General features: G+C 69.8%; 17 protein-coding genes and 3 pseudogenes. 14 read left to right on the forward strand and 6 right to left on the reverse strand.

Annotation, left to right across the window (positions count from 1 at the left end; genetic code table 11):
• Positions 1–28: 28 nt before the first annotated feature.
• Both ACZ4XD_RS04595 and ACZ4XD_RS04600 read right to left on the reverse strand, forming a co-directional pair.
• Positions 29–1,213 (reverse strand): phosphotransferase family protein, encoded by a 1,185-nt coding sequence (locus ACZ4XD_RS04595; protein WP_468038132.1) that lies wholly within the window; start codon positions 1,211–1,213, stop codon positions 29–31.
• The gene (locus tag ACZ4XD_RS04600; protein WP_468038134.1) at positions 1,210–2,343 is read right to left on the reverse strand and encodes an Rv3169 family protein; all 1,134 of its coding nucleotides are present in this window, start codon (positions 2,341–2,343) and stop codon (positions 1,210–1,212) included. Before ACZ4XD_RS04600 ends, ACZ4XD_RS04595 begins: the two co-directional genes overlap by 4 nt.
• 177 nt (positions 2,344–2,520) lie before the next feature.
• On the opposite strand from ACZ4XD_RS04600, the gene ACZ4XD_RS04605 reads away from it, so the two are divergent.
• On the forward strand, positions 2,521–3,678 hold the full coding sequence (locus ACZ4XD_RS04605) for a pyridoxal-phosphate dependent enzyme (protein ID WP_468038136.1): 1,158 nt from the start codon (positions 2,521–2,523) through the stop codon (positions 3,676–3,678).
• Positions 3,679–3,765: 87 nt separating this feature from the next.
• Here ACZ4XD_RS04605 and ACZ4XD_RS04610 read toward each other — a convergent pair whose 3' ends face one another.
• Complete coding sequence (locus tag ACZ4XD_RS04610) at positions 3,766–4,974, reverse strand: acyl-CoA dehydrogenase family protein (RefSeq protein WP_468038138.1); 1,209 nt, start codon at positions 4,972–4,974, stop codon at positions 3,766–3,768.
• Between the two features lie 405 nt (positions 4,975–5,379).
• Between ACZ4XD_RS04610 and ACZ4XD_RS04615 the strand changes: the two genes are divergently transcribed.
• From ACZ4XD_RS04615 to ACZ4XD_RS04645, 7 genes are all read left to right on the forward strand, one after another.
• Positions 5,380–6,651, forward strand: a complete 1,272-nt coding sequence (locus ACZ4XD_RS04615) for a glycoside hydrolase family 18 protein (protein WP_468038140.1) — start codon at positions 5,380–5,382, stop codon at positions 6,649–6,651.
• A gap of 214 nt (positions 6,652–6,865) precedes the next feature.
• Positions 6,866–8,182, forward strand: a complete 1,317-nt coding sequence (locus tag ACZ4XD_RS04620; protein ID WP_468038141.1) for a GAF domain-containing protein — start codon at positions 6,866–6,868, stop codon at positions 8,180–8,182.
• 66 nt (positions 8,183–8,248) lie between these two features.
• A complete protein-coding gene (gene adh, locus ACZ4XD_RS04625; RefSeq protein WP_468038143.1) occupies positions 8,249–9,772 on the forward strand; it encodes an aldehyde dehydrogenase in 1,524 nt (507 codons plus the stop codon).
• 362 nt (positions 9,773–10,134) lie between these two features.
• Positions 10,135–11,037 carry an FG-GAP repeat domain-containing protein gene (locus tag ACZ4XD_RS04630; RefSeq protein ID WP_468038145.1) on the forward strand — a complete coding sequence of 301 codons (903 nt, stop codon included), beginning with the start codon at positions 10,135–10,137 and terminating at the stop codon, positions 11,035–11,037.
• Between the two features lie 314 nt (positions 11,038–11,351).
• Positions 11,352–12,065 carry a hypothetical protein gene (locus ACZ4XD_RS04635; RefSeq protein WP_468038147.1) on the forward strand — a complete coding sequence of 238 codons (714 nt, stop codon included), beginning with the start codon at positions 11,352–11,354 and terminating at the stop codon, positions 12,063–12,065.
• 531 nt (positions 12,066–12,596) lie between these two features.
• A complete protein-coding gene (locus ACZ4XD_RS04640) occupies positions 12,597–14,141 on the forward strand; it encodes an FMN-binding glutamate synthase family protein (protein ID WP_468038149.1) in 1,545 nt (514 codons plus the stop codon).
• Between the two features lie 122 nt (positions 14,142–14,263).
• Positions 14,264–15,022: an alpha/beta hydrolase family protein gene (locus ACZ4XD_RS04645; protein WP_468038151.1), complete on the forward strand. Its 759-nt coding sequence runs from the start codon at positions 14,264–14,266 to the stop codon at positions 15,020–15,022.
• Between the two features lie 173 nt (positions 15,023–15,195).
• Here the strand turns inward: ACZ4XD_RS04645 and ACZ4XD_RS04650 are convergent, their stop codons facing one another.
• A complete protein-coding gene (locus tag ACZ4XD_RS04650) occupies positions 15,196–15,771 on the reverse strand; it encodes a CGNR zinc finger domain-containing protein (protein WP_468038153.1) in 576 nt (191 codons plus the stop codon).
• 82 nt (positions 15,772–15,853) lie between these two features.
• Between ACZ4XD_RS04650 and ACZ4XD_RS04655 the strand changes: the two genes are divergently transcribed.
• The 3 genes and pseudogenes from ACZ4XD_RS04655 to ACZ4XD_RS04665 all read left to right on the forward strand — a co-directional run.
• Complete coding sequence (locus ACZ4XD_RS04655; RefSeq protein ID WP_468038155.1) at positions 15,854–17,026, forward strand: epoxide hydrolase family protein; 1,173 nt, start codon at positions 15,854–15,856, stop codon at positions 17,024–17,026.
• A gap of 302 nt (positions 17,027–17,328) precedes the next feature.
• Entirely contained in the window at positions 17,329–18,780 is a 1,452-nt protein-coding gene (locus ACZ4XD_RS04660) for an amidase (protein WP_468038157.1), read from the forward strand.
• Positions 18,781–18,970: 190 nt separating this feature from the next.
• Positions 18,971–19,111, forward strand: a pseudogene (locus ACZ4XD_RS04665) (IS481 family transposase); the annotation flags it as partial.
• A gap of 61 nt (positions 19,112–19,172) precedes the next feature.
• On the opposite strand, the gene ACZ4XD_RS04670 reads toward ACZ4XD_RS04665, so the two are convergent.
• Positions 19,173–20,255, reverse strand: coding sequence for an EamA family transporter (locus tag ACZ4XD_RS04670; protein WP_468038159.1), 1,083 nt, complete (start codon positions 20,253–20,255; stop codon positions 19,173–19,175).
• 175 nt (positions 20,256–20,430) lie between these two features.
• On the opposite strand from ACZ4XD_RS04670, the gene ACZ4XD_RS04675 reads away from it, so the two are divergent.
• The 3 genes and pseudogenes from ACZ4XD_RS04675 to ACZ4XD_RS04685 form a co-directional block, all read left to right on the forward strand.
• The gene (locus tag ACZ4XD_RS04675; RefSeq protein ID WP_468038161.1) at positions 20,431–20,766 is read left to right on the forward strand and encodes an ArsR/SmtB family transcription factor; all 336 of its coding nucleotides are present in this window, start codon (positions 20,431–20,433) and stop codon (positions 20,764–20,766) included.
• An 80-nt stretch (positions 20,767–20,846) separates the two neighbouring features.
• Complete coding sequence (locus ACZ4XD_RS04680; RefSeq protein ID WP_468038163.1) at positions 20,847–21,806, forward strand: NAD-dependent epimerase/dehydratase family protein; 960 nt, start codon at positions 20,847–20,849, stop codon at positions 21,804–21,806.
• Positions 21,772–21,876 (forward strand): annotated as a pseudogene (locus tag ACZ4XD_RS04685) (IS5/IS1182 family transposase); the annotation flags it as partial. The gene ACZ4XD_RS04680 and the pseudogene ACZ4XD_RS04685, both read left to right, overlap by 35 nt.
• A 102-nt stretch (positions 21,877–21,978) precedes the next feature.
• Here the strand turns inward: ACZ4XD_RS04685 and ACZ4XD_RS04690 are convergent.
• Positions 21,979–22,143: pseudogene (locus tag ACZ4XD_RS04690) on the reverse strand (IS5/IS1182 family transposase); the annotation flags it as partial.
• Between the last annotated feature and the right edge of the window lie 12 nt (positions 22,144–22,155).

Genomic DNA, 22,155 nt, shown 5'->3' on the forward strand with positions numbered 1-22,155 from the left:
GTTTCCGAGTCCTTACGAGGGGCCGCGCTCACCAGTAGCGGCCCTCGATCATTGCCTCCAGCGTCTCCCGGTGGAGGATCAGCGCATCGGCGTCGGCCGGAACCGGCATCTCACCGAAGTGGACCTGCCGGTAGGCCACTCGCAGCATGACGATGGCGTGCCGCAGGGCCGCGTAGAGGGTGTGGAAGTCCATATCGCGGGGCGGGTGTCCGGTGAGTGCGGCATAGCGGCTCTCGACTCGGTCGCGGGTCAGCAGGCCGGGCAGTCCCCGTTGACCGCCGGCCTCGGCGAGATCCTGGAAGAAGCGATGGAGATAGACCATCCACCCCAGGTCGAGTTCGCGGGGCCCGAGAGCGGCCATCTCCCAGTCGAGGACGGCGGCCGGCTCGAAGCCGTCGTAGACGATATTGCCGATCCGGGCGTCGCCCCAGCTCAGCACGGTCTCACCGGGGTCCGACGGCCAGTGGTCGGTCAGCCGGGCGAAGCCCCGCTCGATGAGCGGTGAGCGCGGACGGCCGTCAACGACCCAGGTGTAGTAGTCCCGTTGGGCCTCGACGTGCCGGTGCAGCGCGCTCCCGGTGCCGGGCGTGGCGAGGAAGTCGGCCGCCGCGGGCGGGACCTGGTCGTGCAGCCGGGCGAGCACCGAGACACTGGCGGCTTCCAACTGGTCGCGCTGGGCATCGGTGGCGTCGTGCAGCCAATTCCCCTCGTACGTATAGGGCATGACGTCCGGCGGGACGCGGCCGTCGGCGCGGGCCATGACGAAGAACGGCGCGCCGAGGTGTGCCGGATCCTCCTCCAGCCAGAGGGTGCGGGGCACCGGGAGGTCGGTGTGCGTGGCGACCAGGCGCATGGTGCGGTACTGCCGGGCCATGTCGTACCGGGGGAAGACGGTGTACGCGGCGGGGTCGGCGGCGAGCCGCAGTGCGCAGGAGACGGGAGCCGCGCTCCGCTCCGGCCCGGCCGGGGGCGTGGGGGACGGCGGCTCGGGGTGCTCGATGTCGAAGAGCAGCGTCTCGCTGGACATCCCGTTGGAGTCCGGGACGGTCGCGGCGACGGCGCGGGCGCCGGGCAGCCGGGTACCGAGCCAGGCGGTGAGCCGGCGGGTGAGGGCTTCGGGGTCGCGGGTGGTGGTGCGGGGGCGCCGCCCGGCGGGCACTCCCCCGGGCCCCTTTCCGCCGGGGGTGGCGGCGGGCGGCGGCTGCGCCGTCATCGGCCGGCCTCCCGCGCGACGGAGTCATAGCCGGTGAAGCCGCTGGGATCGTGCCGGCCGAAGCTGCCGTGCTCGAAGATGCCGTAGCCGGTCCGGCCGTCGAGGGTGAAGCGGGCGGCGTGGTCGGTGACTCCGTAGGCGGCGAGCGGGTGGGCCGCCGGGTCGGTGAGGTCGTAGCTGCGGCGGTCGGTCCAGCCGCGGCCGCGCCAGGTGCCGTGCTGCCAGTCGTCGGCCGGAGGGTAACCGGCGCCGAGGGCGAGGGGTGAGGAGGTGAGGATCTCGGCGGTGAGTTCCAGGGGCTTGCGGCCGGGGCCGGTGAGGTGGAGGACGGCGCGTTCGGGGTGGCGGGTACCGGGGCGGTAGCCGATGTCCGTGTGCGGCCAGCCGAGTTGGACCTCGCGGCCGTCGCCGTGGACCATCAGGGCCTCATTCAGGGTGCGATGGCCGTCGGCGTCCTCCTGGACGATGACCATCACGAAGCGGTCGTCGAAGCGCACCGGGCACCAGACCCAGTGGAAGCCCTCGGGCCGCAGCTCCTCCGCGGCCCGTCCGCCGTCCTCGCCGGGTATCGGGCGGACGCCCCAGCTGCGGTCGCGGGTACCGGTCCACTCCCCCGCCGTGACGGCGAGCTCCTGGCCGGCGACGCGGATGCTGCCGGTACAGGTGCCCGCCTGGACGAAGCGGCGGCCTTCCAGCATCAGCCGGTCGCCGCGGTACTGGGTGTGGTGCGGCTCCCAGGTGGCGGGACACACCGCGTTCCAGGTCAGGTCGTAGGCCAGGCCGTCCGGGTCACCGGGGTCCGCGGCGCAGGTCAGCCGCAGGCGGGTGAGCGGTTCCTCGACGGTGACGGTGAGCGGGCCGACGGTGAGCGCGAGGCGGTCGTCGGTGAGCGCGTCGGAGGCCCGTACGGCATACAGCCGGTCGCCGAGGCGGAGGGTGGCATAGGCGTCGATGACCCCGGTGTTGGGGTAGACGCCGAGACCGGCGATCAGCAGGGCGCGGCCGGCGTGGTCCATGACATGGAAGATGCACCGGTCGTAGGCGTTGCGGTCACTGGTGGCGACATGCCGCAGGGACAGCGGGACCTGATGGATCGGGTACTCGTCGAGCGCGATCGGGCGGTCGGGCACGGTCTCCTCCTGGGCGCGCGGGCGGCCGGGCGTCACCCCGGCACGACGCCCACGAACGGGAATTGACGGTACGTCAGCTATGGGCGGACGACCAGACCCGGAAGGTTAAGTACGGGGCGTCATGGCACTTCGCCTGTTACCGTCTCCTGGTCCACGCGCCGCTGATTCCCTGGAGCCATGGTGACCTCACGCTCTCTGCACTGTCTGCGCTGCGCCCGTCCCGCGGAGGGTTTCGACGGCTGCCGGACCTGCGCCGCGGAGGGCATCGGCGTCAATACGATGCCGCCGCTCGCGGACCTGGGCGGCGTGGACCTCGCCGGGTATTCCGGCGGGCCGTGGGGGCTGCCGACGGCCCTGCCGGTGTCCGGACCGCCGGTCACGCTGGGCGAGGGCAACACCCCGCTCCTCCGGCTGCGGAACGACCCGGACCGGGACGGCGCGGGCGGGCCCGCCGGTGAGGTGTGGCTGAAATACGAGGGCGGGAACCCGACCGGTTCGCACAAGGACCGGGCGATGGCTGTCGGGGTGGCCGCGGCGGTGGCGGCCGGTGCGGACACCGTCGTCGCCGCGTCCTCCGGCAACGCGGGGGCGGCGGCCGCGGCGTACGCGGCGCGGGCCGGGCTGCGCTGCGTGGTGTTCACCAACGAGGCGGTACCGGCGGGACTGCGGGCCCAGATCGATGCGCTGGGCGCCGAGCGGGTGGTCCACCCGGGCACCACCGCGGACCGGAACGCGGCCATGGCGCGGGCCGTCCAGGAGCCCGGGTGGTACCCGCTGACCAGCTACTCCGCCCCCTCACCGGGCGGGAATCCCCATGCCAACGAGGGGTACAAGTCGGTGGCTTACGAGCTGGCGCGGGACCTCGCCGGGCGGCGGCTCGACACGGTGGTGGTGCCCACCAGCCGGGCGGACCTGCTGGCCGGAATCGGCCGCGGCTTCCGGGAGTTGGCGGCCGCCGGGCTGATCGCCCGGGAGCCCCGGCTGGTGGCCGCGGAACCGGCCGCCGCGGCGCCGTTCACCGCCGCGCTGCGCCACCCGGACCGTGCGGACCAGGAGCGGACCCGGGTGGCGGCCGGGCCGACGGTGGCGTTCTCCCTCGGTGAGGAGCGGCCGTGCTGGCAGGGGCTGGACGCGCTGTGGCGCAGCGGAGGCACGGCGGTCGCGGTGGACGAGGAGGCGATCTCGGCCGAGCACCGGCGGCTGGCGGCCGAGGGCCTGCTCCTGGAACCGTCGTCCGCCGTGGGGGTCACCGTGGCACGTGCGCAGGCCCGTACGTCCGGCGCGCTGGTGGTGGCGATCGGGACGGCGACCGGGCTCAAGGGACTGGTGGGCTGACACCGGGACCCGGTCGGGAGGGAACCGCGGGGCGGGCGGGCGGGAACCGAGGGGTGGGCGGGAACGTCCGCGCCCACCCCGTCCCGCTCAGCGCTTCTCGGGGCCGGCGAGATGCCGGGCGATGACCATCCGCTGGATCTGGTTGGTGCCCTCGACGATCTGCAGCACCTTGGCCTCGCGCATATAGCGCTCGGCCGGGAAGTCGAGGGTGTAGCCGTAGCCGCCGAGGAGCTGGACGGCGTCGGTGGTCACCCGCATCGCGGTGTCGGTGCAGAACAGCTTGGCCATCGCCGCCTCCTTGGAGAACGGCAGACCGGCGTCGCGCAGCCGGGCGGCGGTGAGGTAGAGGGCGCGGCCCGCCTCGATCTGCGTCGCCATGTCGGCGAGCATGAAGCGCAGACCCTGGAAGTCGGCGATCGGGCGGCCGAATTGCTGACGTTCGGCGGTGTACGCGAGCGCCTCGTCCAGCGCCGCCTGGGCGACGCCGACCGCGCAGGCCGCGATGCCCAGGCGCCCGGAGTCCAGGGCGGACAGGGCGATGGCGAAGCCCTGGCCCTCCTCCCCGATGCGGCGGGAGTCGGGGACCCGGACGGCGTCGAAGTGCAGCTGGGCGGTCGGGGAGCCCTTCATGCCCATCTTGCGCTCGGGTGCCGCGGCGCTCAGGCCCTCGGCGTCGCCGGGCACGAGGAAGGCGGTGATGCCATGGGCGCCGCTGCCGCCGGTGCGGGCCAGCACGGTATAGAAATCGGCCACGCCGCCATGGGTGGTCCAGGCCTTGGTGCCCTCCAGCGTCCAGGTTCCCCCACGCTCGGCTTCGCTCGCGCGGGAGGTGCCCCCATCCTCGCGGGTGGCCCGGGTGGTCAGGGAGGCGGCGTCGGAGCCCGAGGAGGGCTCGGAGAGGCAGTACGCGCCGAGGAGTCCGCCGCCGAGCATGTCCGGGAGGCGTTCGGCGCGCTGCTCCTTGCTGCCGAATCCGGCGAGTGCATGACAGGCGAGGGTGTGCACGCTGACGCCGAGGCCGACGGTGAGCCGGGCCGCGGCGAGCTCCTCCAGCACCTGGAGGTACACCTCGTACGGCTGGCCGCCACCGCCGAATTCCTCGTCGTAGGGCAGCGACAGCAGACCGGATTCCGACAGCAGGGTGAAGGTCGCGCGCGGGAAGTGGCCGGCGTCCTCCTCCTCGGCGGCCGTTGGCCGGATCTCGCGGTCGGCGAGCTCGCGTACGAGCGTCATCAGGTCACGGGCTTCTTCGGTGGGCAGCCTGCGGTCCACCGGCCGGGGGCCGTACTCGGTCATGGCGGCGCTCTCCTCCCTGTCGGGCGCTGCGGCGACACGCGCGGGGTGGGCGGCGGCGCCGGTTTCCGTAGTGCCAGGCCGATGATCGCGTTCCGGGTCTCGGAAGGCGATGACCTGCGACTGTGGCGCTAGGAGTATGCCCGATCGGAGGCTCCGCGTCACGGGTTGATCATTACTGGCCAAGGGGATCCGGCCTCGGTAGCGACCGGACGGGAAATTGGTCCGAACCATTGACTCACTGGTCTAGTCCTTCTACCTTCACCTTCAACGTTCAACGCGTTCATGCCAATTCGGAACGCAGGTCAGGCTCCCCCCCCCAGGGAGTGTCCGCAGAGCCCCGCCGTCCGTCTGGAGCGCGGGCCGTTGGGGAGCGCGGACACCCCTACCCCCCTCCGAGGAGACGACATGCCCCTACCGCACCGGCTGCGCGCCCCGCGCAGAGTGATCGCCGCCATGACCGCGCTGTGTATGGCGGCGCTGGCCGGCACCCTGCTCGCCGGACCGGCCGCCGCCAGCCCCGCGAACGCCCCCACCGCACCGCGTGACACCGCCCCGGCGGCACCCGCCGCGGCAGGTGGCAAGGTCGTCGGATACTTCACCAACTGGGGTGTCTACGACCGCAATTACCACGTCAAGAACATCGAGACATCGGGCTCGGCGGCCAAGCTGACGCACATCAACTACGCCTTCGGCAACGTCCAGGGCGGCAGGTGCGCCATCGGCGACTCCTACGCCGACTACGACAAGGCCTACACCGCCGACCAGAGCGTCGACGGCAAGGCGGACACCTGGGACAACGGCGCGCTGCGCGGCAACTTCAACCAGCTCAGAAAGCTCAAGAAGCTGCACCCGAACCTCAAGGTGATCTGGTCGTTCGGCGGCTGGACCTGGTCGGGCGGCTTCGGCGAGGCCGCGAAGAACCCGGCGGCCTTCGCGCAGTCCTGCTACGACCTGGTCGAGGACAAGCGCTGGGCCGATGTCTTCGACGGCATCGACATCGACTGGGAGTACCCCAACGCCTGCGGTCTGACCTGCGACACCAGCGGCCGGGACGCCTTCACCAAGGTGATGCGGGCGCTGCGGTCGAAGTTCGGCGGGAGCAATCTGGTGACCGCCGCGATCACCGCGGACGCCTCGGCCGGCGGCAAGATCGACGCCGCCGACTACGCGGGCGCGGCCCAGTACGTCGACTGGTACAACCCCATGACCTACGACTACTTCGGCGCCTGGGACGCCAAGGGCCCGACGGCTCCGCACTCCCCACTGACGTCGTACAGCGGCATCCCCAAGGCCGGCTTCAACAGCACCGACACCCTCGCCAAGCTCAAGGGCCTGGGCGTGCCGGCGAGCAAGCTGCTACTGGGCATCGGCTTCTACGGCCGCGGCTGGTCCGGCGTCACCCAGGACGCCCCGGGAGGTACGGCGACCGGCGCGGCACCGGGCAGATACGAGGCGGGCATCGACGACTACAAGGTCCTCAAGAGCCGCTGCCCGGCCACCGGCAAGGTGGGCGGCACCGCCTACGCCAAGTGCGGCGACCAGTGGTGGAGCTATGACACCCCGGAGACCATCGGCACGAAGATGGCCTTCAAGGACGCCCAGGGGCTGGGCGGCACGTTCTTCTGGGAGCTGAGCGGCGACACCACCAATGGTGAGCTGATCAAGGCGATCAAGTAGCGGTAGCCGGCGCGGAGTCGGGCGGGAGGCAGCGGCCTTCCGCCCGTTCGTCGTCCGGCGCCGCCGGCTGCCCCCGCGGACTGCCGGCACGGCGCACGATCGCTCGATGCGCGCCCCTCGCGGGCACCCGGCGCGCCCCGCGGGGTTTACGGTCCCGCCCGCTACGAGCACCATCGGCCGTACGGAGGCAGGAGCCGCATCGAAGAGGTGTCACGTGGTCAACCCTTGGCTGGCGATGGAGGCCGGAGCCGATCCGGTGGAGCGCACCCGCACGGTGCGCAGGGCCCATGCGGCCTTCCTGGCCGACGGGACGGTCGCGCCGCCGGTCCGCCAGGTGGTCGCCGACTCCTGGCGCCGTTCCGCCGACGCGCACGCGGCAGCCGACGGCGCCGCACCCATCGAGCTGGACGAAGCCGCGCTGCACGCCTACCGGGACGGCCATCCGCTGGCCCGCGCGATGCCGGTCTTCCGGGAACTGCTGGGCAGCTTCGCGCAGGACGGCGCGCATCTGCTGGCCGTCTGCGATCCGCAGGGACGGCTGCTGTGGGTGGAGGGGCACCCAGGGGTGCGGCGCAGTGCCGAGCGGATGAACTTCGTCGTCGGCGCCCGCTGGGACGAGCGGCACGCCGGCACCAATGCCCCGGGCACCGCCCTCGCCGCCGATCACGCCGTACAGATCTTCGCCGCCGAGCACTACAACCGGCAGGTGCAGCGCTGGAGCTGTGCCGCCGCCCCGCTGCACGATCCACGGACCGGCCGGCTGCTGGGCGCGGTGGACCTCACCGGCGGGGACCATGTGGCCAGTCCGCACAGCCTGGCGCTGGTGCAGGCCACCGCCCGCGCCGCGGAAGCCCATCTCACGTCGGACGTACCGGAGTTGGGGGTCTGCCTCTCCGCCCTCGGCCGGGACGAGGCGCTGCTGGTCATGGACGGGGAGCGGCTCCGGCTGGGCCGCCGGCACAGCGAGATCATCACGCTGCTGGCCCGGCACCCCGAGGGCCTGACGGGCGATCAGCTCTCGGTACTGCTGTACGGCGAGCGCGAGCGGCGCCCGGTGACGCTGCGGGCCGAACTGTCCCGGCTGCGGCAGCTGGCCGGCACCCTGCTGCACTCCCGTCCGTACCGGCTGAGCAGGCCCGTCGAGACCGATCTGGACGCGGTCGAGGAGGCGCTGGCCGCCGGCGAGGTGCGCTCCGCGCTGAACGCCTATCGCGGCCCGCTGCTGCCGTCGTCGGAGGCGCCCGGCGTCCAGCGGCTGCGCGGCGCGCTGGCGGACCGGATGCGGTCCGCGCTGCTCGGCGCCCGTGATCCCGGCCTGCTGCGCGAGTGGTCGCGCACCCCCTGGGGCGAGGACGACCTGGAGATCTGGGAAGCCCTGGTCGACGCCCTGCCGGAACGCTCCCCGGCCCGCAGCGCACCGCTGGCCACCGCGCACCGGCTGCGCGCGGCGTACGGCCTGACCGGTGGTGGCGCTGTGGGTGCACCGGCCGCCGCGCGCGTCGCAACGTTCACGCAACCTCCCCGGTTCTAGCCTGCGCGCAACGCCCGTCACAGGGAGTGCCGGGCACCGCGCCGAGAGCGATTGGGAGGCCGCACCATGGCCCGTTACGCCAGCCCGGGTTCCGCCGATGCCGTGATGAGCTATCTGCCCCGCTACGACCACTGGATCGGCGGCGAGTACGTGGCGCCCGCCCTGGGCCGGTACTTCGAGAACCCGACGCCGGTCAACGGAGCACCGTTCACCGAGGTCGCCCGCGGCACCGCCGAGGACGTCGAGCGCGCCCTGGACGCGGCACACGCGGCCGCCCCCGGCTGGGCCCGCACCGCCGCCGCCGAACGCGCCGCCGTCCTGAACAAGATCGCCGACCGGATGGAACAGCATCTGGAGGCCCTGGCGGTCGCGGAGAGCTGGGAGAACGGCAAGCCCGTACGGGAGTCCCTGGCGGCCGACATCCCGCTCGCCATCGACCACTTCCGCTACTTCGCGGGCGCCATCCGCGCCCAGGAGGGCTCACTGTCGGAGATCGACGAGGACACCGTCGCGTACCACTTCCACGAGCCGCTCGGGGTGGTCGCCCAGATCATCCCCTGGAACTTCCCCATCCTCATGGCGACCTGGAAGCTCGCCCCGGCCCTGGCCGCGGGCAACGCGGTGGTCCTCAAACCGGCCGAACAGACCCCCGCCTCGGTGCATTTCTGGATGAGCCTGATCGCGGATCTGCTGCCGCCCGGCGTGGTCAACATCGTCAACGGTTTCGGCGCCGAGGCCGGCAAACCACTGGCCTCCAGCCCCCGGGTCGCCAAGGTCGCCTTCACCGGTGAGACCACCACCGGCCGTCTGATCATGCAGTACGCGTCCGAGCACCTGCGGCCGGTGACACTCGAACTGGGCGGCAAGAGCCCCAACATCTTCTTCGACGACGTCTCCTCCGCCGCGGACGACTTCCACGACAAGGCGCTGGAAGGCTTCACCATGTTCGCCCTCAACCAGGGCGAGGTGTGCACCTGCCCGTCCAGGGCCCTGATCCAGCGCGGCCACTACCAGGACTTCCTGGAAGCCGGCGTGGCCCGTACGGAGAAGATCGTCCAGGGCCACCCTCTCGACACCGACACCATGATCGGCGCCCAGGCCTCCAACGACCAGCTGGAAAAGATCCTCTCCTACCTGGACATCGGCCAGAAGGAGGGCGCCCGCATCCTGACCGGCGGCACCCGCGCCGAACTCGGCGGCGAACTGGAAGGCGGCTACTACGTCCGCCCCACCATCTTCGAGGGCAACAACGACATGCGGGTCTTCCAGGAGGAGATCTTCGGCCCGGTGGTGGCCGTCGCCCCCTTCAGCGACTTCGACGACGCGATCGGCATCGCCAACGACACCCTCTACGGCCTGGGCGCAGGCGTCTGGACCAGGGACGGCTCCACCGCCTACCGCGCCGGCCGCGCCATCCAGGCCGGCCGCGTCTGGACCAACTGCTACCACGCCTACCCGGCCCACGCGGCCTTCGGCGGCTACAAGCAGTCGGGCATCGGCAGGGAGACCCACAAGATGATGCTGGATCATTACCAGCAGACGAAGAATCTGCTGGTGAGCTACTCGGCTAAGAAGCTGGGGTTCTTCTAGACGCGAAGAAAGGGCGCCTGACCGGGGCAGATGCCCGGCAGGCGCCCTTCGGCCGGAGTCTGCACCGTTCGCGGCGAACCGCCCGAAGCGCACGGAGAACAACGCCCCGAAGCCCCAACCCCTCCTGCTGTCCGAGGTACTGCAACGCACCGAGGGCTCGGCCCACGTCGACATCACCAAGGGCGGCTATCCCCAACGGGGTTGCCGCCCGTCCGCGTTGCCCCCCGGGCGGAATTCAGCATTCCCCACCCCACCGCATAAACCACTGGGACAGACGTGCAAAGATCCGGACAATGAGGCGGGCGCTCCCCACACTTACGCGGAGCGCACTGCCTGATTCCGCATACCTCATGGAGTCATACGTGACCCAGTCTTACCGGCGTGCACGCGCCCTGCCGCGTCTCGTCACCTCGGCGCTCTCCGTCGTCCTGGTCGGTGCCACCGCCGGCACCGCTCTGGCCGACGCTCCTGCGACGGCCGGTCCGGCGAAGAACGTCGCCCGGAGCGCCGCAGCGGCCGGGCAGCACAAGCCCACCCCGGCCGCGCCGTTCTTCCTCCTCTCCGGGATCCTGCCGTCGGGCCAGATGTACGTCTACATGCCCGACGGCAAGGGCGGCTTCGACGACCGGTCGGGCGCCTACGTCTGGCCGCACTTCCGGTACGGGGTGTCGATCGACCCCGATCTGACCGGCTACCAGGACGGTGCGTACCACGTCATGGACGACGGTGCGCTGAATCTCTGGCGCAACGGGCGCCTCAAGAAGGTGGCCACCGGCTGGGGTCAGTACAACGTCGCCTTCTCCCCCGGCACCCTGGGCGGCGCCAGGCACCCCGACCTGCTGGCCCGCGACAAGCGGGGCGTCCTGTGGCGCTTTCAGACCAAGGCGGGCGGCTCGCTGGCACCGCGCGTCAAGGTCGGCCCCGGCTGGAGCCAGTTCACCCAGATCGCCGGTCAGGGCGACCTGACCGGCGACGGCAAGCCGGACATCGTCGCCCGCGACAAGCAGGGCGTCCTCTGGCTGTACAAGGGCACGGGCGATCTGCGGAAGCCGTTCGCGTCCCGCGTGAAGGTGGGTCCGGGCTGGAACCAGTTCAACAAGCTGGTGGCCATGGGTGACGTCGACGGCGACGGCCACAGCGACCTCCTCGCCCGCGATCCCAAGGGCAACCTGTGGCTGTACAAGGGCACGGGCAAGGCGTCGTCGCCATTCACGTCCCGGGTGAAGGTCGGCTCTGGCTTCAACCAGTACCGCGATCTGTTCTAACCATCCTTACGGGGGGGGAGGCGTTCGCGCTGCGCCCAGCAGCGGGACGCAGACCTCTACGCCGCCCATCTCCGGCAGGTCGTCTCAGCCAAACGTCATAGTGACTCGATGGAGCGGCGCCATACTCGCCGGGCGATCATGGCGGATCCCGGGTACCGAGCTAGGACGTGTCCGATGGGTCGGGTGCCATCTTCCCCTACTCACACCCGTGTTAGCCGGTTGTTAGCGGAGCGGCAGCTTCTCGATTGGGGCCCGGACCAGAGTGGGTGACGTACCGAGGAGACAACGACCGACCGCCCCCGGGGGGACCTGACATGAGCGCCAGCACCACTGCCCGCACCGCCCGTCGCCGCACCCTGCGCATTGCCGCCGCGGCCGTGACCGCAGCCGCCGGCCTCACCCTGACCGCCTGCTCCGGCTCGGACGCCGCCGACACGAAGTCCGCGGGCCACCCGAGCGCGAACTCTGCCGCCGCCCAGTCCACCGCCTCGGGCTGGTCCGGACTTCAGAGCTCTGATGGCAAGGTGAGCCCCGCTGCCCACATCGGCACCAAGTCGGTCGCTGCGGGCAAGCAGTCGGGCGGCACGCAGTCCGTCGGGGCCAAGACGGGATCCCCGGTCCGCACCCAGACCCTGGTGGACGGCAGCACGGCCAAGGTTTACGACCTCGGCTCCCAGCGCTACCGCGCCGAGATCGTCAGCCACGGTTCGGTCGTGGCCACGATGGAGACGACGGGGCAGGACGCCGACGCCGGGCTCGATGCCAACGGCATGTACGTCGTGCTCACGATGGGCGGCGAGGTCCACTCCTGGATGGGCGGCGAGCACCAGGGACCGGGCACTTTCCAGCTCGCGGGGGGCTGGACGGCCAAGGTCACGAAGGTCGGCGAGCTGCGGTACCGCGCGCAGATCATCGGCTTCGAGGGCGTGGCCGCCACGCTGGAGGCGAAGGGGCACGACGTGGGGGTCGAAGCCAACGGCGGGTACATCGTGCTCAGCGCCGGCGGTGTGATCAGCGCCCACAAGTAAAGACCCGCCCGGCTGCGGTGGAGCAGCCACCTCCCGCGGGCAGCCCCACCGCCGTAACGGCAGAAGCCGCCTGCGCACTCACGCACACCATGCGTCATGCATGGCCTGACCATGACACACGTCAAGCTGTGCCACTGGCCCAGTGCGTGCAACGAACCTGGTAAAGCCCCGTTATCCGGGCGCCGTCCGAGGAGTGCCTGTCCGGCAGATGCCGGGCAGACACCACGGCGTTCGGCAGCCCTTGCCTCGCCCGGATCGCCCCGCTCGGTCGGCTCGGTCGGCTCGGTCGGTCCTCAGACATCACGCCGTGTTACACCAGCGTCACCGTGCATAGCCTGTTCCGACGCGCCTGGAGCACCCACCACCGGGAAGACCACCCCACCCGCGCCCCTCTCACCGGGCGAGCCCCTACTATCACTTGGCGTTCTCCGACGAACGCTGACGCCCGCTGAGTCGTGCCCGCCGCCCAACGTCCGGCACGACGACTCCACCGCATGGCAATGGAGTCGAGCATCGAGGAGAGGAACGTTCATGCGCGCCCGGAGCATCGCCACGGCCACCGCAACAGCATTGGCACTGGTGGCCGCTCGTGACCTTGTCCAGAAGAAGCACGCATTGCTCCGGAACTTCCCTGTGCTCGGGCACGCCCGGTACCTGTTGGAGACGATCGGGCCGGAGCTGCGGCAGTACATAGTGACCTCCAACGACGAGGAGCGCCCCTTCAGCCGTGACCAGCGCACCTGGATCTACGCGTCGGCGAAGGGGGAGAACAACTACTTCGGGTTCGGAACCGACAACGACGTCGAGCACACGCAGGGGCACGCCTACCTGAAGCAGCGCACGTTCGCCGGCACGTTGCCCGACCTGCACGACCCGCAGGCCCTGCTGCCGTCAGCCAAGGTGCTGGGCGGGCCGCGCGGGCGCGCCAAGGCGTTCCGGCCGGCGAGCGTGGTGAACATCTCGGCGATGAGCTTCGGATCGCTCTCCGGCGCGGCGATCACGGCGCTCAACAAGGGGGCGGCGCTGGCGGGCACCCTGCACAACACGGGCGAGGGCGGTCTCTCGCCGTACCACCGCAACGGCGGCGATCTCGTCCTGCAAATCGGTACGTCCTACTTCGGCTGCCGCAACGAGGACGGCAGCTTCAACATCGACAAGCTCAAGGACGTGGTCGCCGGCGCCCCGGTCAAGGCGATAGAGATCAAGCTCTCCCAGGGCGCCAAGCCCGGGCTGGGCGGCATGCTGCCGGGCTCGAAGGTGACACCGGAAATCGCCCAGATCCGCGGCATCCCGCGCGGCGAGGACTGCGCTTCCCCGTCGCGGCACACCGCGTTCGGCGACGTCGACTCGATGCTCGACTTCGTCGAACTGCTCGCCACCGAGACCGGCCTGCCGGTCGGGATCAAGAGCGCGGTGGGCGAGATGGAGTTCTGGCAGGAGCTGGCCACTCTGATGGCGCGTGGTGACCGTGGTGTCGACTTCGTGACCATCGACGGCGGCGAGGGCGGCACCGGGGCGGCGCCGCTCACCTTCTCCGACTCGGTGTCGCTGCCCTTCCGGATGGGCTTCTCCCGGGTCTACGGCGCCTTCGCCGAGCAGGGGCTGACCGACGACCTGACCTTCATCGCCTCCGGCAAGCTCGGCCTGCCCGAGAACGCCGCAGTCGCCTTCGCTCTGGGTGCCGACATGATCAACGTGGCCCGTGAGGCGATGCTGTCGATCGGCTGCATCCAGGCGCAGAAGTGCCACACCGACAAGTGCCCGACCGGCATCGCCACCCAGAGCCCGTGGCTGGCCCGCGGCCTCGACCCGGCCTCGAAGGCCACCCGGGCCGCTGTCTACCTGCGGACCCTCCGCAAGGAGCTGATGAAGGTCTCGGCGGCCGTCGGTGTCGCCCACCCGGCGCTCATCACGGCCACGGACATCGAGATCATGAACGGCGACTACGAGGCCCGCACCCTGGCCGGCGTCTACGGCTACAAGGACGGCTGGGGCGAACTCGGCCCGCACCTCGCCGAGGAGATCACCGCGCTGCTCACCACCGGGCAGTCCTCCGACCAGAGGCCGACCGCCTGACGCGCCGATCACGGCAGGCACCGCGCTCGCCGCTCCCCTGCCCGGAGCGCGCGCGTGGCGCCGGCCGGTGGCACCCTTGTCTTCCCTGCTCCACGAACAGCCCCTGCCTAGGTGATCACAACATGAGCGAAAAAGTGAGATTCCCGAGCGTCGTCGGCCCCGAACTGGCCGGAGCGATCGACCTGCCGGACGGCGAGATCCGCGGCTGGGGGATCTTCGTGCACGGATTCACCCTCGGCAAGGGCTCGCCGGCCGCCTCGCGGGTCAGCAAGCAGCTGGCCCGCGAGGGGATCGGCATGCTGCGCTTCGACAACCTCGGGATCGGGGACTCCGACGGCGACTGGGGGGACGGTTCCTTCACCGTCAAGGTCCAGGACACGATCCGTGCGGCAGCCATGATGGCGGAGCGAGGGACTCCGGCAGACCTGCTGGTGGGGCACTCGTGGGGAGGCGCCGCCGTCCTCGCCGCGGCGGCCGAGGCAACCGGCGTCCGCGCGGTCGCCACGATCGGGGCGCCGGTCGATCCCAGCCACGTCGAGCGACAGTACGACGCGGTCGTGGATCGCGTGCTCAGTGAGGGGTCACACGAGTGGTTCGTCGGCGGGAGGACCCTGGTCCTCAAGCGCGCCTTCGTCGAAGACGTCCGCCGTGCTCATCTGCGGGACCGGATCGGCGAGTTGGACCTGCCCCTGCTCGTCCTGCATTCGCCGACCGACAACACCGTCCACATCGACAACGCCGGAGAGATCTTCCGCGAGGCACGACACCCGCGAAGCTTCGTCTCACTCGAAGGAGCAGACCATCTCCTGACCGCCCGAGGACAAGCACAGCGAGCCGCCCACATCATCAGCGCCTGGGCCGACCAGTACATCCACGGGTAACGGCCCGCAGGAGACACCTCTCAGGCGGTGAAGAGCTCACTCGGATAGATACGGGGTCAGGGTCGCGGGTGGGGCGGTCTCAGTGGTGCCGTTGGGGTGCACGGTGCACGGTGCAACCCAACGCGCCATATGTGTTGCAGGCGTGGGGCCCCTCGGCTGTACCGAGGTAACGATCACTCCGCTGACCTGGGGTTTTTGCGCTGGTTGGCGTTGAAGCGCGCCTTCTTCTGACGATTCCCGCACGTGTTCATGTCGCACCATTTGCGGGTGCGGCTTTGGCTGGTGTCGAAGAAGGCGGCTTGGCAGGTTGGTGACGCACACAAGGCCAATTTTCCGTCTCGTTCGCCTGCGATGATGCTGATCGCGTCGGCGGCGATCACGCTGAGGGCATCTTCCACGCAGGAAGCCGAGCTGAGCCGCCATCGCCGCTTACCCTCGGGCGTCAGGATCGCCGCGGCCCGACCCTGAGCGCTGCAGTCATTGATGACTTGGACAGCAGACGCGGGGAGAACGTCCTGCATCGCGGCCGCTGTCGCGGCGGCGTGAATCGACTCCCTCAGTTCCCGAGCGAGGTCGAGCTGGGCAGTGGTGCAGGAGTCCACGGCGAGGTCGTTCACCGCCAGCCAGTCGACGAGTCGGTGCGGCGTGGGAATGCGCTCCACGGCGTCGCCATGACGCTCCGACAGAGTCCCCGTGAAGCTGGTCGCCAGCACCTTACCGAGGCGGAAGTCAGGGAACCGAGCATGCATGGAACCACCTTAGCCGGTTGCGGCGCGGTTCGGAGAACTGCTAGAACCGCCTTAGCCGGTTCCGCGATGGCCAGGAGGTCTCATGCCCCGTCCCACCAGCGACGTGCAAGCATTTGAAGCCCACGCAACTGACGCTGACCTCGACGATCTGCGCGCGCGACTGGCCGCGGCGCGACTACCGGAGGCTGAGACGGTCCATCGCGCCGCGCCCGGTCCTCGCCGATGGGAACAGGGCGTTCCTCTCGCCGACCTCGTCGATGTCGTGAACTACTGGCGCACCGGGTACAACTGGCGGCCCTTCGAAGAGCGCCTTAACCAGATCGGCCAGTTCCGCACGACCATTGACGATCTGGGAATCCACTTCCTGCACCGCCGATCCGCGCGCGCGGATGCCACTCCTCTGATCTTGACGCACGGCTGGCCGGACAGCATTACTCGGTTCATCGATGTAGTGGACGAGCTGGCAGATCCGAAAGATGCGGACGCGCCGGCGTTCCACGTCGTGGTCCCGTCGCTACCAGGCTTTGGTTACAGCGAAAAGCCGGCCACCACCGGATGGGGAACCGAAAAGATCGCGGCCGCATGGGTGGAACTGATGGGAAGGCTCGGCTACCGCAAGTTCGCAGCCCACGGCGGCGACTGGGGAGGCAATATCACCACGGTTCTCGGCGGCAGGTTCCCGGCGCACGTTCTCGGCATCCACACCACGTTCGCGGAGGGACCGCCCGGTTTGACGACGGACGGGCTGACGGCGGTCGAGCGCAAGTGGACCGAGGAAACCCGCGATTTCTGGCGCCACCGCGCGGCGTACGCGAAGCAGCAGGCCACCCGACCGCAGACCATCGGCTACTCGCTCGTCGACTCACCGGTTGGGCTTCTCGCCTGGATCCTCGACAAGTTCGCCGAGTGGTCAGACACCGAAGACAGCCCCTTCGAGAAGATTTCCAGAGACAGCATTCTTGACGACGTCACCCTGTATTGGCTGACACGGACCGGCGCATCGTCGGCTCGCATTTACTACGAAAGCCACAACTCGCTGGACCCCGAACTTCGCGTCGACGTCCCGTCAGCCATCACTATGTACCCCCGCGATGTCGAGAAGTGTCCGCGCCCCTGGGCGCAGGAGCGGTACCGGCAGATCGTCCGATGGGGGTCGCCCGAAATCGGAGGGCATTTCCCGTCGCTGGAGGTTCCCGAGTATTTCGTCAAAGACCTGCAAGAGGGCCTCGCGGCAGTGCTGGCCGCTAATCGGTGAACGCGGCTCGGTGACCCGGCACTCGATCACCGCCTGAGCTGGCTCAACAGCATTGACGCTCCTGGACCAGTTGACGCTCCTGGACCACAAGGGTCTGGCCTGCGCCGACGCTCCTGACCTGGGCCATCTGGACCACCTGGACCGCACGAGACGCGATCCACAACCTGTGCCATGTGGTTCCACCGCCGACTGTCACGCCAACTGACACTACGCCGTGCCCCCGCCAGGCGAGAGTTCGCGGACTTTTCGTTGCGGGAAGCGGAATTTTATGCCCTCTGTGAGGGTCCGTTAGCGTCGGATTCATGGATTGGAATTTTCGGTCAGCCGGAGAGTTGGCAGCCGCGTTGCGCGCTGGTGAGGTGTCCTCGGTGGAATTGACTGAGGCGGCGATCGCTGGGATTGAGCGGGATGAGGGAGGGATCAACGCGATCTGTGTGTCTGACTTCGATCGTGCCCGGGCGGCTGCGCGCCATGCCGACCAGGCATTCGGCCGGGGCGAGGATCGGCCGCTTCTGGGTATTCCGGTGACGGTCAAGGAGTCTTACAACATGGCCGGGATGCCCACGACCTGGGGCATGCCGCAGTACCGGGACTTTGTACCGGCCGAGGACGCGGTGCAGGTGTCGCGGCTCAAGGCTGCCGGCGCGGTAGTGCTCGGTAAGACCAATGTGCCGTTGGGGTTGCAAGACATCCAGAGCTTCAACGAGATCTACGGCACCACCAACAACCCGTGGGATCACGGTCGCACGTCGGGCGGATCCTCCGGCGGGTCGGCGGCGGCCCTGGCGTCCGGATTCGGCGCGCTGTCCATCGGCTCCGACCTCGCCGGTTCGCTGCGCACCCCCGCGCATTTCTGCGGTGTCTATGCGCACAAGCCGACACTCGGACTCGCGGCAACCCGCGGTATGGTCGCGCCGCCGGCACCGCCATTGCCGGTCGACCTCGATCTGGCCGTCGTCGGCCCGATGGCGCGCACCGCCCGCGACCTCGAACTCCTCCTCGACATCATGGCCGGACCGGACCCGCTTACCCTCGGCAAGGTGTACGACGTGACGTTGCCGCCCGCGCGCCACGAGCGGCTCGCCGACTTCCGGGTCCTGGTCCTCGACGACCATCCACTCATTCCGACCGGGTCCGCCGTGCGAGCGGGCGTGAAGCGGGTGGCCGAAGCGCTTGCCGACGGCGGCGCCCGCGTCGAACGGCACACTCCGCTGCTGCCCGATCTGACCGAAGCCGCCATGCTTTACCGGCAGTTGCTGTTCTCGGGCTCCGTCGCACGTTTTCCCGTCGACTCCTACGAGCAGCTGCGGACCCGCGCCGCCGGACTGAGCGCAGACGACCAGAGTCTGGATGCGGCGGTGCTGCGCGGGATGGTGATGAGCCACCGCGACTGGATCGAGGCGAACAACCGCCGCGAGCTCCACCGTCACGGCTGGCGGCAGCTCTTCGCCGAGTTCGATGCCGTGGTGTGTCCGATCACGCCCACTCCCGCGTTCCCGCACGACCACAACCCCGATCCGCTGGAACGCCGGATCGACATCGACGGCGTCGAGTACCCCTACTTCGACCAGCTCGTCTGGGCCGGTCTGGCCACCATGCCCGGCCTGCCCGCCACCGCGATACCCGCGGGCCGGTCCCCCGAGGGCCTGCCGACGGGAGTGCAGCTCATCGGCCCGATGTACGAGGACCGCACCACACTGCGGCTGGCCGAACTGCTCGAACAGCGGATCGGCGGCTTCCAGGCACCGAAGTAACGCGTCGTACCGGGCACCCGTCGAGGACGAGGCACGGCGCCCGTCGCGGCCAGTATCTGCGGCGCAACGGATTCCTCACCGGGCCAGTGCTCCCCGTCGACGGCGGCACCCAATTCGCCTGAACAACCAACCGTCTCCTCTGGCGCGGCGTCTCAACGTCGCGCCAGAGCCGTTCCAGAAAGCCACCTGCGTGCTCCACTGCCACGCACCACGGTCCGTCGAAGGCCGCCGACGTTTGGTCGAACGATGCCGTACACGGCCGACCGCGCACGTCGCCGAAGAGATGGGAGTCTCCCTACCATCGGCCCCACGGAACGGCAGATGGCAAGCCTCGGCGTCCCGCGCTCCGGCCAGTGTCACCAACGCCATGGCCTCGTCATGGCCTCGTACACCTAGGACCTCTCGCCGGAATCATCGTTTGCAGCATGTCGCGGACCCGAGACATGAACATCTTCGACGTTGCCGGATGACCGGTCAGGGGAATGAATTGTCGCCTTACCGGGCGCGCTGGGCGCCCTCGGGATGCCGGTTCCGTTTTCCGTAAATCCCTCCTCGGGGAGAGAGCCGCTCGTTGCCCGGACGCGTGAAGTCCTGCGCTTTCCCGGTCCCAGGTAGGTGGCGGCGATGGAGGCGCAGGCGACTGCGGCGATGCCGAGCCACTGGGACCGGTCGAGGTTCTGGCCGAGGACGAGCAGGCCGAACAGGGCGCCCGCGGCCGGCTCCAGGCTCGTCAGTACGCCGAAGACGCGCGGCGGAACCCGGCGCAAGGCTTCCAGGTTGAGCGAGTACGGCAGCACGCTGGATACCACTGCCACAACGGCCGCCACCCACAGGACATGCGGGTCCAGCAGGCCGGACCCGGCGCGCGCGATGCCATAGGGGGCACTGAGCAGCGCGGCCCAGCCGATGGCCACGGCCAGGCCCTGGCCGCCGCTGAGGCGGGTGGCCATACGGGCGGAGACCAGAATGTACCCGGCCCAGCAGCAGGCCGCCCCTGCGGCCAGGGCGAGGCCGACGGCGGGCAGAGAGGTGCTGCCTCCGCCGCCGAGCAGGAGTACGCCTCCTGCGGCCAGGCACGCGGGGAGCAGGTCGAGCGCGCGGCGGGAGCCGGCGAGGGCGATGGCGAAGGGGCCGAGGAATTCGATCGTGGCGACGATTCCCAGCGGGACGTGGTTGACGGCTTCGAAGAAGGCGATGTGGTGTCCGGCGAGCAGGGTTCCGGCGGCGAGCACGGTCTTCCAGGCTCCCTTGGCCGACTTGAGAACTCGGCGCCGCGGGCGCCACACCACGCAGAGGATCAGGCCGGCGATGAGGAGCCGCAGGAACACCACGCCCGCGGCTCCTGCCTGCGGATAGGCGCTGGGGGCGAGGGCTGCTCCGAACTGGATCCCGCTCACTCCCGCCAGTACGAGACAGGGCGCGGGCACCTTGCCCGCGACGGCGGAGAATCCTTGGTCCGCACTTCGTTGCTGCATTTCTCCGTCCGCGGTTCTGGGCCCGGGCATGGGGCTGCCCGGGCCGTGCTTGTTGTAGGCGGCCTGCGACGTGAACTGCCTGCCGGGGAATGTTCAACCGGAAGCGAACATCAGTAATGTACGATGGGTATCGAACATTCAGCAAGCGAGTGCCGACCGCGGAGGTGGCTGAGGGATGCCGGAGCAGGCTGGAGCCGCAGGACATCGGCCGGCGCCCGTGCACACCCACCCCGACGACGTCCCTGTGCTCACTGCCCTGTCCGCGCTCGCGGACCCTGTGCGCATGCATCTGATCCGTACTCTGGCGAACCACCCCGACTGGACGCTCAGTTGCAGCAACTTCGACGTATCCGTCGGCAGAGCCGCCAAGAGCCACCACTTCTCGGTCCTGCGCGCCGCCGGCCTCGTCGAACAGCGCGACCAGGGCACCAAGCGGCTCAACCGCCTGCGCCACGAAGAGTTCGACGCCCGCTTCCCTGGCCTCCTCGACCTGGTTCTCCGGGCCGAATAGGGGCAACCGCGAACTGAGTCCGCCTCCCTCTTTCGCTGTGCCCTCTCAGGAGATCGGTTCCACGCCGTACAGTCGGACGCGTGCACTTAGCGACGAAAAGAGCCCCCGCTGGACTGGTTGCGGTTACCGGAAGTTCGGGCCTGGTCGGAGCGGCCCTGGCTGCGGCACTCGACGCAGCCGGCTGGGTGGTCCGCGGCGTGGACCGGGTTCCCGGCCGATGGACGAACGTCGTCGGAGACCTGCGAGAGCGGCCGGTGCGGCTGGCCGCATTGCAGTCGGCCGATGCCCTGGTCCATACTGCCGCGCTGCACGCCCCACACGTCGGGCGCGTGCCAGATGAAGAGTTCCGAGCCGTGAACGTCGGTGCGACCGCGGGCCTACTCGACGATGCCGCCGGCCTCGGCGCCCGGCGGGTTGTCTACATCAGCAGTACGAGTGTCTACGGACACGCCCTGGTGCCCACCGAGCGTGCGGTCTGGGTGGACGAGCAGCTCACGCCGCTTCCCAGGGACATCTATGACGAGACCAAACTGGCTGCAGAGGAGCTGGTGGCCGCCTGCGCCGTTTCTTCGGTGACGCTGCGCATATCGCGATGCTTTCCGGAGCCACTGCCGGTGCGGGCCCGCCACCTGCTGCACCGGGGAGTCGACGTTGCCGACGTAGCAGCGGCGGGGGTCCTGGCCATTACGCACTCCACCGTTACCGGCAGGTTCAATATCTCCGGGCCGCACCCGTTTCACCGAGAGGACTGCCTTGCCCTTGCCCGCGATGCGGGCGCGGTGCTCGCCGAACGGGTTCCCGATGTCGTCCAGGCATTCCGCGACCAGGGGTGGCCAGTGCCCGATCGCCTGGACCGGGTGTACGACTCGACTGCCGCCGCAAACGCTTTCGGTTACCGGCCTGTTCGCGGAGTTCGGCAACTACTGCGCGAGGCCGCGGGTGGTTCGGGCCTGAGTGACTCGACCAATCACCAGGTCGTCATCGACGCCGACACCCGCCTCGTGCTTCGCCCGCATGAAGAGTTGGAAGATTCTCCGTGACTGCCGTTTGAAGGGCAACGGCGTCCACCACGCCATGAGCGGCATCGCCCGACTGCATAACCTCGCTCTCGTGGCTAACGGGGAAACGAGCAGGTCACCCGGCACCGTAGAGCACTTACGGGACAGCCTTTTAGGCAGTTCGCTTGTCGTCGGCGTTCCAGAGGAGAATGCCCGGCGCGTCGCCGGCCTGACCGGCGGTGCGAACGAAGCGCAGTGGCCGGCAGCGGTCGTCGGCAGTAAGAGGGATCTTTGTGGTCAGCCCGCCGCGGGACCGGTCGATGGCATCGTCGCCCGGTTCGCCTACCAGAGCCCCTTTTTTGCGAGCCCCGGCAGCACGAGAGTTCCTTGA

The organism is Streptomyces sp. NPDC029466 (genome assembly GCF_055574515.1).

Coding starts and splice junctions, on each gene's coding strand:
- ACZ4XD_RS04595 (WP_468038132.1), bottom strand. CDS start 1,213: ATGACGGCGCAGCCGCCGCCCGCCGCCACCCCCGGCGGAAAGGGGCCC.
- ACZ4XD_RS04605 (WP_468038136.1), top strand. CDS start 2,521: ATGGTGACCTCACGCTCTCTGCACTGTCTGCGCTGCGCCCGTCCCGCG.
- ACZ4XD_RS04610 (WP_468038138.1), bottom strand. CDS start 4,974: ATGACCGAGTACGGCCCCCGGCCGGTGGACCGCAGGCTGCCCACCGAA.
- ACZ4XD_RS04615 (WP_468038140.1), top strand. CDS start 5,380: ATGCCCCTACCGCACCGGCTGCGCGCCCCGCGCAGAGTGATCGCCGCC.
- adh (WP_468038143.1), top strand. CDS start 8,249: ATGGCCCGTTACGCCAGCCCGGGTTCCGCCGATGCCGTGATGAGCTAT.
- ACZ4XD_RS04635 (WP_468038147.1), top strand. CDS start 11,352: ATGAGCGCCAGCACCACTGCCCGCACCGCCCGTCGCCGCACCCTGCGC.
- ACZ4XD_RS04640 (WP_468038149.1), top strand. CDS start 12,597: ATGCGCGCCCGGAGCATCGCCACGGCCACCGCAACAGCATTGGCACTG.
- ACZ4XD_RS04645 (WP_468038151.1), top strand. CDS start 14,264: ATGAGCGAAAAAGTGAGATTCCCGAGCGTCGTCGGCCCCGAACTGGCC.
- ACZ4XD_RS04650 (WP_468038153.1), bottom strand. CDS start 15,771: ATGCATGCTCGGTTCCCTGACTTCCGCCTCGGTAAGGTGCTGGCGACC.
- ACZ4XD_RS04655 (WP_468038155.1), top strand. CDS start 15,854: ATGCCCCGTCCCACCAGCGACGTGCAAGCATTTGAAGCCCACGCAACT.
- ACZ4XD_RS04660 (WP_468038157.1), top strand. CDS start 17,329: ATGGATTGGAATTTTCGGTCAGCCGGAGAGTTGGCAGCCGCGTTGCGC.
- ACZ4XD_RS04670 (WP_468038159.1), bottom strand. CDS start 20,255: ATGCAGCAACGAAGTGCGGACCAAGGATTCTCCGCCGTCGCGGGCAAG.
- ACZ4XD_RS04675 (WP_468038161.1), top strand. CDS start 20,431: ATGCCGGAGCAGGCTGGAGCCGCAGGACATCGGCCGGCGCCCGTGCAC.